The sequence below is a fragment of the Psychroserpens jangbogonensis genome (assembly GCF_000797465.1).
Lineage (GTDB): Bacteria > Bacteroidota > Bacteroidia > Flavobacteriales > Flavobacteriaceae > Psychroserpens > Psychroserpens jangbogonensis.
On sequence record NZ_JSWG01000019.1, the window covers coordinates 1 to 10,794 of the forward strand.

General features: G+C 31.2%; 7 protein-coding genes. 2 read left to right on the forward strand and 5 right to left on the reverse strand.

The window, feature by feature from the left end; genetic code table 11:
* Positions 1-249: 249 nt before the first annotated feature.
* Genes RH81_RS15990 through RH81_RS16005 form a run of 4 tightly spaced genes read right to left on the reverse strand, consistent with a single transcriptional unit; the run spans position 250 to position 5,994 of the window.
* Positions 250-1,674, reverse strand: a complete 1,425-nt coding sequence (locus RH81_RS15990; protein WP_033962365.1) for a TolC family protein — start codon at positions 1,672-1,674, stop codon at positions 250-252.
* A 26-nt stretch (positions 1,675-1,700) separates the two neighbouring features.
* Positions 1,701-4,037, reverse strand: a complete 2,337-nt coding sequence (locus RH81_RS15995) for an ABC transporter permease (protein WP_033962366.1) — start codon at positions 4,035-4,037, stop codon at positions 1,701-1,703.
* An 11-nt stretch (positions 4,038-4,048) separates the two neighbouring features.
* On the reverse strand, positions 4,049-4,732 hold the full coding sequence (locus RH81_RS16000; protein WP_033962367.1) for an ABC transporter ATP-binding protein: 684 nt from the start codon (positions 4,730-4,732) through the stop codon (positions 4,049-4,051).
* Between the two features lie 5 nt (positions 4,733-4,737).
* Complete coding sequence (locus RH81_RS16005; RefSeq protein ID WP_033962368.1) at positions 4,738-5,994, reverse strand: efflux RND transporter periplasmic adaptor subunit; 1,257 nt, start codon at positions 5,992-5,994, stop codon at positions 4,738-4,740.
* A 202-nt stretch (positions 5,995-6,196) separates the two neighbouring features.
* Here RH81_RS16005 and RH81_RS16010 point away from each other — a divergent pair, with 202 nt between their 5' ends.
* A complete protein-coding gene (locus tag RH81_RS16010) occupies positions 6,197-7,543 on the forward strand; it encodes a sigma-54-dependent transcriptional regulator (RefSeq protein WP_033962369.1) in 1,347 nt (448 codons plus the stop codon).
* A gap of 193 nt (positions 7,544-7,736) precedes the next feature.
* Positions 7,737-8,900, forward strand: a complete 1,164-nt coding sequence (locus tag RH81_RS16015; protein WP_241478997.1) for a sensor histidine kinase — start codon at positions 7,737-7,739, stop codon at positions 8,898-8,900.
* Positions 8,901-9,081: 181 nt separating this feature from the next.
* On the opposite strand, the gene RH81_RS16020 is transcribed toward RH81_RS16015, so the two are convergent.
* On the reverse strand, positions 9,082-10,764 hold the full coding sequence (locus RH81_RS16020; protein ID WP_052172604.1) for a serine hydrolase domain-containing protein: 1,683 nt from the start codon (positions 10,762-10,764) through the stop codon (positions 9,082-9,084).
* Between the last annotated feature and the right edge of the window lie 30 nt (positions 10,765-10,794).

Here is a 10,794-nt window from a genome sequence, read left to right on the forward strand (position 1 = left end):
TTTCAGGACGGGTCAAAATGCTGTACAACGGGTTCGTGCATGGTTAGTTGCGTTGACTAGCAACTAAATTAGTAAAAGAAAACGAACCAGAGGAAATTCCGAAGGAATTTCCAAGTAAACTAAGAACCAAGCAATTGATTATACACGTTGTTGTACGTAGTTTTTTAATTCGGTTCGAAGTTTTATCCTTTTAAAATTTCTGTATATGTTTCCTAGTTTTTATCTTTTGTTATTTAAAGTGGTTGTTTTTTAAATTCCTCTATAATAATCTAATACTTTAACTCTCAGTAAATACTCATACTTGGTTTGGCTTAAATTTAATTTGGAAGCCTCCATATTATTCTTTGACGTTATATATTCAACAATGTTTGAAACGCCGCTATTAAACCTTACTTCGTTAACACGAAAAGACTCTTCATAGGCTGTTACCTGATTTTTTAAAATCTGATATCTTTTAAAGGAAGCTTCCATATTATTGTAAGATTCTTGAATAGATTGTTTAAAAATAAATTTTATTTGATTCAAGTTTATTTGCGCTTCTTCAAGCTGTATTTTCTCAACTCTTAATTTGTTTTTAGCTCGGAAACCATTAAATAGAGGAACTCTAACTGCTATTCCAACCACGGAATTACGGTTATTTTCAAATTGGTCTTTATAGTTGATTTTAGAACCTTCAAATTGCCCTTCATTTCTCAAAACATTATGTTCTTGACCACCAATGGAAACAAAGTCTCCTGTTTCAATAGTAGATGTTCCCGTTTGTGTGAATATTTGTGCAGCACTAGAATAGTTTGTATTTAATTGTCCAAAAAGTGATACCTCTGGAAAGTAATTTGATCTGGCAATTTTAATTCCCGTTTTTGCAGCATCAATTCGCAATTGTTTTGATTTAAAGGTTGCTAAATTTTCAAGCGCATCATTATAAATATCATTTGCAGAATTTTGATACTTTTCTGGATTATTAATCTCAAAAATATTTTCGAACTCATTTTCAGAATCGAGATCTATGCTTAACAACTTAACTAGATTTAAAACTGTCGATTTTAAATTGTTCTCTGCAGTAATAATTTCCGTTTGGTCCCTAGTATATTGCCCTTGAATGTCTGTAAAAGTGGAAGGATTACCTAAACCATTATTATACTGCGATTCTAATCTTTTAAGCTGAACTTTAGTTGTTGTAAGTCTTGCTTTTGAAAGTTCCAATACATCTCTGTTATTTAAAATTTGAATATATAAAAGCGTAACTTCAAGTGTTAAATTTTGTTTAGCTTCTACAATTTCCATTTCGGAAGCCTGCATATTAAAACGACTTTGCTTAATCTCATTTTTGATTCTAAAACCATTAAAAATGGTTGCATCTAGATTTAAACCTGCATTAGAAAAAGTAAGTTCTTGATTTATATAACTATTTGTAAAGGGATCAATACTTCGACCGTTATTAATCCCAAGATTATAATTCATATTCAAACTAGGAAGTATCTTGTTTCTATTCTCTTTAAAGTTTATTTCAGAAGATGCTGCTCTTAATTCTTTTATTTTTAGATCAAGATTATTTTCTATCGAAATATCGATACAATCCTGTAAGGTATAGATGGTTTTTACTGTGTTTTGAGAAAACCCAAAATTGGTTATACTCAACCAAATACTTATAATTAGTGTTATCTTTTTGTTCATAATTATTAATCTATATGAATAGTAGCTTATTCGCTTTTTAAACTTTTTACTGGATTTACCAATGCAATCTTAATCGACTCAAAGCTGACCGTTACTAAAGCAATACCAATTATTAGAGCTGTTGTATTTACAAAAGCCCACCATGGCATGTCTATTCTGTACTCATAATTTGCTAACCATTTATTCATGAAATACCATGCAATAGGGACACCGATAACTATTCCTAATAGTATTAACTTTATAAAGTCTTTTGTTATAAGTGCAGTAATCGCAAAAACAGATGCTCCAACAACTTTTCTCATGCCAATCTCTTTTGTTCTTTGTTCGGCAGTAAACATGACCAAACCAAATAGACCCAAACACGATATTAAAATTGCTAAAATGGAGAAGAACGTTGATAGTTTATAAAATGTAGATTCACTTTTATACAACTTATTGTACTCGCTATCCATAAACTTATATTCAAATGGGAATGCAGGGTTTAACGTAGTATGTAGAGTCTCAAGTGAAGCCAATGTTTGCTGTACATTGTCTGAATTATATTTAATGAATGCAGTACTAAATTCCGCATAACCTTCACTTCTAATAACTAATGGAAAAATAGACTCTTTCAATGAACTAAAGTGAAAATCTTTAACAACGCCTACAATGGTCCCCGAATTACCCCAAAAAGAGATCGTTTGTCCAACAGGGTTTTCCATATTCATTTGTTTCATTGCACTTTCATTAATTAAATATTCAATATTATCAGGATTATTATGAATAAGATCTCTTCCCATATGTAATTTGGCGCCATACGTTTTTATGAAGTCCGCACTACCTACCATTCCAGTAAATAAAGAACCATCTTCATCAGATTTTCCATTCCAAATTACTTCTGGAGAAGTACCATATTCTCCCAATAAAATATGTGATGTTTTTGTTACCGAGCGAACTCCGGAAATTTGTAAAGCACCTGTTTTAAATGCATTGTAGTTTTTCTGTAAATCTTCAGATAGTGTTACTGCCAATAAACTTTCACGTTCAAAACCGATATCTTTATTCTGAACATAGTCTATTTGTTTTGAAATAATAAACATGCAACTTATAAAGACAACAGAAATTGTAAATTGAAAAACAACCAACGCTTTTCTAATCAATTTGGTTATAGAACTAGTTTCAATTTTCTTCTTAAAAATATCTGTCACCTTAAAGGATGATAATAAAAATGCAGGATAACTGCCAGATAGTATTCCTGTAAAAAGTGTTATAAATAAGACCATTACCCAAGTAGATAGAGGTAAATTTGCTAGGTCAATGTTTTTATCTGTTATTTGATTAAAAATAGGAAGTGCTAAGGCTATGAAAATTAAAGCAAAAAACAAACTTGATAATGACAAGAGTATTGCTTCTCCTAAAAACTGAACAACTAAACTATTTTTTCCAGCTCCAAGTACTTTTCTTACACCTATTTCTTTCGCTCGTTTCATAGAACCTGCAGAAGCCAAATTCATAAAATTAATGCTAGCAATCAACATGATTAAAAAGGCAATGATTCCAAATAAACGAACATATTCAATTTTCCCACTACCGTTTTCAAGGTCTGCATATAAATAACTATCTCCATAAGGTTGTAATTCTATGGCAAATGCACCCACGTAATCTTTTAAAAAGAGCTTTAGCTTTTGTTCTACTTGTTTTACATCTGCGCCTTTGGTTAATTGAACAAAGGTATACGTGCCAAAGTTTTTCCAGTCGGACATCCAAGAATTTTCGGCAAGAAGTGAATCAAACGATAAATAAAAATCACTTTTTTCTGTTGTGTTTTTACTGCCCAACTCAAAGACCATAGTGATTTTTAAGGCTTTGGAATTTTCGAAGGTTAGTGTTTGACCAATAGCGCTTTTTACATTATCAAAAAACAACTCTGCCATGTCTTTTGAAATCGCAATGTCATTTGGATTCCTTAATGCAGTAGAGGCATTTCCTTCTAAAATATTAAAAGAGAACATATTAAAATAGTCTTCACTTACATACTTCCCATTTTGCTTTAAAACCTTTTTATTGTTGGAGAATGTGTAGTTCCTATTATTATTAGACATTGCAGTAACACCTTCTATTTCTGGAATTTTTTCTTTCAATTCTTTATATAGAAGTGACGGTGTCCCGTATCCATATTCTGCACCATCCGTGGTAGTCAGATATGCAGAATAAAGAGTGTCATTATTTTCGTGATATTTATTGACATTGTTTTCACTTGAAATCCATAAATAAATAAGTAAAAAACAAAATAATCCAGATGTCAATCCTAAAATATTAAGAAATGACAAAACCTTATTAGCCTTAATATTTCTCCATGTTAATTTAAAATAGTTCTTAATCATAATTAGGTGTCTTAATAGTTAGATAATAGGTTCTCTGTTACTTTTTCGCCATCAAGCATACGTATAATGCGATTCCCGTATTTTGCATCGTGCTCACTATGCGTAACCATAATAATTGTTGAACCTTGGTTGTTCAGTTCGGTAAGTAATTCCATCACTTCGTTCCCTGTTTTACTGTCTAAGTTTCCAGTCGGTTCATCTGCCAGAATAAGTTTTGGTTCATTAACCAAAGCTCTTGCAACTGCAACTCGTTGTTGTTGACCACCAGAAAGTTGTGTAGGGAAATGACTTCGTCTATGCATAATTTGCATTCTTTCAAGTACTTCGTCTACCTTTCCTTTGCGCTCGCTTTTCTTTATTCCTGTATAGATTAAGGCCAATTCTACATTTTCAAAAACGGTCAACTCATCAATTAGATTAAAGCTTTGAAATACGAAACCAATGTTATGCTTTCTTATATAAGCTCGCTGACGTTCTTTATAGTTAACGACTTCTTCATCATTAAAAATGAAGCTTCCACCATCTGCATCATCTAAAAGACCTAAAATGTTAAGTAGTGTAGATTTACCACTTCCTGAAGGCCCCATAATTGAGACAAACTCTCCTTTTTTTACTTCAAATGAAATTTTATTTAAGGCAATTGTTTTGTATTCTTGAGTAGTAAAATATTTTTCTAAGTTGCTGATTTTTATCATTATAATTATTTTTTGCTTATTATTAATTCGTTTTTGTCTCCGTAGTCTTGATAACTAGAAGTAATAATTTTATCTCCAGGGTTGAGTCCTTGTAATACTTCATAATATTCTGTATTCTGACTTCCTAATTGAATATCTATTCGATAGGCACTCTTACCATCATCACTAAGTTTAAATATCCAATTACCTCCAGTTTTTTGAAAAAAGCTTCCTTTAGGAATTAGTACCGCCTGCTTCTCATCGCTTAATGCCAATCTTGTTCTTAAAGATTGCCCTCGACGTATACCTTCAGGTATTTCTGATTCGAAATGCATATCTACTTGGAAACGTCCGTTCGTAACTTGAGTATATACTTTTTTGATTACTAATTTATAGTTGTTTCCGTTAAAAGCAAATGTTCCATTTTGTCCTGAATAAATTCTTGAGATATAATTTTCGTCTATATCAGCACGAACCTTAAAGCCACTTAATACATCTACTTGCCCTAATCGCTCTCCTTTATTTTTAGATTGCCCAATTTCAGCATCTAATGATGTTAATTGTCCATCAACAGGTGATCTAACAATTAAATCACCAACTTTTTTGCGCATTAATGCCAATGCACTTTGAGTTCTAGTATAAGAATTTTTAGATTGAGATGCTTCTAAAGCAGTGGATAATGAATCTTGTTTCAAGACCTGTAAGGCCAATTCCATACGCTGTTTTTGGTAGTTATAGTTATTTTGGGCTTCTTCAAATTCTTGACTTCCAATTGCCTTTTCAATATAAAGAGACTTATTAAGTGTGTATTTCCTATTGGCTTCAATGAATGCATTCTCTACATCGGTTTTTCTATTTAATTTATTTATCGTGTTTTCACGAGCAGCATTTTGAGAAATCTGCATTTGAGTTAATAGATTGTACACTGAAGTTTCTTGATTTACTAGATTTAATTCTAAATCGGTATTAGAAAGACGTAAAATAGGTTCACCTTGTTGCATAATTGCGCCATCTTCTACAAATATTTCTTCAACCCTTCCTCCTTCAAGTGCATCTAAATAGATTGTTGTAATTGGTAAAACAGTTCCGTTTACAGGAATGTTCTCTTGAAACGCACCGTTTTCAACTTCACTAATCATTATACGTTCAGTATCAATATTTAATGTAGAGTTTCCGCCAAAAGAAGTTGACAAGTAAATTACAAACAAAATCAAAAGGATTGCTCCAACTGCAATGACAATTTTTGACAGGCTAAATTTTTTCTTGGTAATTGGTATGTCCATTATTATATTATTTTCTAACTCTATTGTGATTACCGTGCCAAAAACATAAACAACTGTTAATTAGGTTTTTATGATTATAGAGAAAATACAATGTGTACGGTTTTGATACAACTGGTGTGCGGTCTAGTGACACTTTTTTTGTTCTTAAAAATTTTACTTGAATCTCCTCATATGAATATGAATATAACATACTTTTGTAGGTATGTTATTGAAAAACACTTCCATACTGGTTATTGATGATGACTCCGACGTATTGATAGCCATGAAAATGTTATTAAAGTCTAAGGTTAAAGAGGTTATTATTGAGAAAAACCCAAATAACCTGATTTCAATATTGAATAAAAATAAATTCGATGTTGTTATTCTAGATATGAATTTTAATAGTGTCATAAATACAGGAAATGAAGGTGTTTATTGGCTTACTAAAATTAAAGAAATAGATAAAGGCATTGCTGTTATTTTAATCACTGCATATGGTGATTTGGACTTGGCAGTACGTGCGCTTAAAAAAGGAGCTTCAGATTTTGTGGTTAAACCTTGGGAAAATCAAAAATTATTAGAATCAATAATGGAAATATTAGCCAATAAGAAATCTAATAAAACAAAAAAATGGAGACCACTAGTCAATGGAGTTAAACTGTTAGGAGAAAGTAATACCATGAAAGAGGTCTTCTTTAAGGTGAAAAAAATCGCACCTACAGATGCTAATATTTTGGTTCTTGGAGAAAACGGAACCGGAAAAGATCTTATTGCAAAAGCTATACATGACAATTCATTAAGAAAAGATAAACCCTTTATAAAAGTTGATGTTGGCGCATTAACATCATCATTGTTTGAAAGTGAATTATTTGGTTATGTAAAAGGCGCTTTTACAGATGCAAGTGAGGATAGGCAAGGTCGGTTTGAAGCAGCAGAAGGAGGTACTTTATTTTTAGATGAGATTGGTAATATAAGTCTACAACAACAAGCACGATTGTTAACTGTACTTCAGAATAGACACATAACACCTTTGGGTTCTAACACACCTATTCCAGTAGATATCAGATTGATTTGTGCTACCAATTGTAGCCTTGAAATTTTGGCAAATGAAAATAATTTTAGGAAAGATTTAATTTACCGAATAAATACGGTTGAAATCGTTATTCCTCCTTTGAGAAATCGAGATCGAGATATTATTTTATTGGCAAAACATTTTATTGAAGTGTATACCGAGAAATATTTTAAATCTAATGTTTCTATCGAGACTAGTTTTATGAAAAAACTTGAAGAGTATCATTTCCCTGGTAACGTTCGTGAACTTCAATATGCAATTGAAAGAGCAGTAATCATGATGGATACGAATGTATTAAATGCTGCAGATTTAATGTTTTCACCTATAGAAAGTTATTCTGAAACAACACAAGTAAAAGATTTAAAGCTAGACACTGTAGAGAAGAATACGATATTAAAAGTATTAGAAAAAAATAATGGTAACATCTCGAAATCAGCAAAAGAATTAGGAATTACAAGAACGTCGCTCTACAGAAGATTAAATAAATATGGCTTATAGAAAATATAAATTATTGCTATTGCTTAGATTCCTAGCTATTTTCTGTTTGTTAATGATTTTAGTATTTGGCATTCTCACTTTAGATTTTAAGACGAAGGCTTTAATCTCTACAATTATAATAGCTCCAATTGTTCTAATTATATTTTTGGTCATAAATAGTCTCTTTAGATTTATTATAAAGAGGCATAAATCGATGCATGATTTTTTTGAATCTGTGGAGTACAACGATTTTTCTCAGTGGTTTAATGAAAAATCTGGTCCTGAAGATATTAGAGAACTTCATGAAGGCTTTAATGCTGTTAATCAAAAAATTAAGGACATTAACAAAGACAAAGAAGTACAATATTTATATCTGCAGAAAATATTAGAATTAATTGATACTGGCATTGTGGCTTATAGCATAAATACTGGAGATATTATATGGATTAATGAATCCTTTAAGGAACTTTTAAAAACCCCTACTTTTAAGAATATTCAATTTATAAAAAAGAGAAGTGAAAATATCTTTAAAACTGTTTTTGAAGCTCAGCATATCAACGGTAGTACTATATCTATAGAGACTGAGAAAAATAAAACGAAACTATTAATTTCTACTGCTCATTTTCAAATGAATAATGAGGAATTTAAGTTAATTGTTCTTCAAAATATTGAAAACACCTTAAATCAGAATCAATCGGAGGCATGGAATAAATTACTTCATATAATGACGCATGAAATCATGAATTCAATTGCGCCAATTTCTTCTTTAGCTGAAACCTTGCAAGCTGAAATTAAATTGAATATTGAAGATTCAGAGAAATATCCTTTAGATACGAATGATCTTTACTTAAGTATTAATAGTATACAAAAAAGGAGCGAAGGCTTAATGAGTTTTTCAAAATCCTATCGTGGACTTAATAAAATCACAACAATAAATGCAAACAAAATCTATGTGAGAGAACTGTTTGATGGAATTAATAATCTATTAAAGCCCTCTTTAAAAAGCAAGGGTATTGACTTACAATTTATAATAGACAACCAGAATCTTCAAATTAATATGGACGCGGCACTCATTGAGCAAGTATTAATTAATTTAATAATGAATAGTGTAGATGCTTGTATAGAAACAAATCAGCCAAAAATTATGGTATCTGCAAAGACAAGTAACGAAGGCTACGCTATTATTAAAGTTACCGATAACGGAAAAGGGATTCCTGATGAAATAGTTGATAAGATATTTATTCCTTTTTTTAGTTCGAAAAAGAAAGGTAGTGGTATTGGTTTGAGTTTATGTCAACAAATTATGTTTCTTCATAATGGTAAAATTCAAGTGAACTCTATTGAAAATAGTGGAACTGTTATTCGGTTGGTATTTTAATTTGCTTCATTATTTCACAATTCTATTGCGTTTAATTTTTTCAAATTACGTACAACGTGTTCGTGTATGGTTTGTAGTGTTGGGAACTAAGTTAGCAAAAAAGAAAAGACGTTTGGGAAATTCGACAGAATTTCCGAGATAATTCATAAACACTATGAATTATACATGTTGTTAGCACCAATTATTTCTTTTCGAATTTCAAATTGGTTACTCTTCCTGCGTCCAATCTGAAGTCAGAAACTTTGCCATATTTATCAGTCTTAAAATGAAAAATCCCATATTCATCATTCGAGAATAGGTTAGCCATAATTGAATTTAGTGCTGAAATTTTGGTTTCATTCATATTGAGTACTAACAAGTTGTTTTCCAATTCTAATGTATAATTAACATTTAATTCTTTGCTATAATAGACTCCTACGAAATCAACTAATTCCTCACTTGTATAAGTTTTCGGCTCATATTCTCTAAAAATTATTGGTTTTCCTCCGTTTGCAATAAAAGACATAGTGTGATCTCCTTGTTTATTTTCGTCAAATTTCACCATTACATCCTCTCCAACATTGACCATTTTGAACTTATTCTTGCTGAGAGGTACTAAGTTACTTTCATTGGTTTCAGAGCGAAAATATCTTAAGGTGTCATTTTTTACATAAATCTTTCTTGTATATGAACCAGCATCATTCCAATAATGTCCTGCAAAGCTTTCAAGTTCTTTAGTTTTTAAATGAACAAACTCTGGCTTATTGTTATCTCTTTTGCCTTGGTTTTCAACTTCATCGTTTGTGAAATTTTCTTTAAGAAATATATCTGCAACTTGATAGGACATCCTTGTGGTATTGGCATCCCCTCTATTGGCCAATATAATTATAGAAAAGTTCTCTTCAGGGAACCTCATTAATTGTGCACGATAACCCGCAAGAGCACCGCCATGACTCACGGTTTTTAATCCTCTATAGGTTCCATTGTTCAAAGCAAACGCGTAACCGCTACTTTCTCCATTATTTAAGAGACCTTCTTCGTGCATTCTATGAATGATTTCTTGCCCTCCTTTTCCAAGCTTATTGATATAAAAATTCTGATCCCATAAAAACAAGTCTTCTATACTTGAATAAACTCCGCCCGAACCAACAAGGTCAAATCTCATAATTAAATTAATAAATCCATCTTCATCACGTTTCTTGTAATAACTAAAAACACGATTTTTAATAAGGTCGGTATTGTCATCATAAAAAAGGGTGTTCTTCATTCCGAGTGGTTGAAAAATATTTTCATGCGAAAACTCTTTAAGAGATTGATTTGCTGCTTTTTCAACTATCATTGCGAGCATGAAATAACAAGAATTGCTGTATAAGTATTTCTCTCCTGGCGAAAAATTTAATTCTTTCTGTTTTTTAATAAGTTCATAGACTTCATCTACATCTGAATTGTCGAGATAGTTTCTGCCTTTTAAATACATCAAGGTTAAATAGTCTCTGACGCCACTCGTATGATGTATAAAATGCCTAATAGTAAGAGGTGTGTCGTATTCTGGAAAATCTGGCAAGTATTTTTGAATTTTATCATCTAAATCTAATTTCCCTTGCTCTTCAAGAAGTAAAATGCTAAAGGTTACAAACTGTTTAGATACAGAACCAGTATAAAAAACGGATGTCGGCGTTATTTGTATATCGTGTTCCAAGTCTCCAATTCCATACCCTTTAGAATATATCAGTTTTCCATCCTGAATAATTCCTAATGCACAACCAGGAACTTCAGGCTTATCCCATTCTATAAAGAGACTATCTATTGTTTGTTTTTCTTTAATTTGTCCAAATGAAATAATCGAAAAGGAAAAGAGTAATAATAGCAAGGAATATTTTTTCATAATTCTATGTTTTAAATGTCTTGTCCTGAA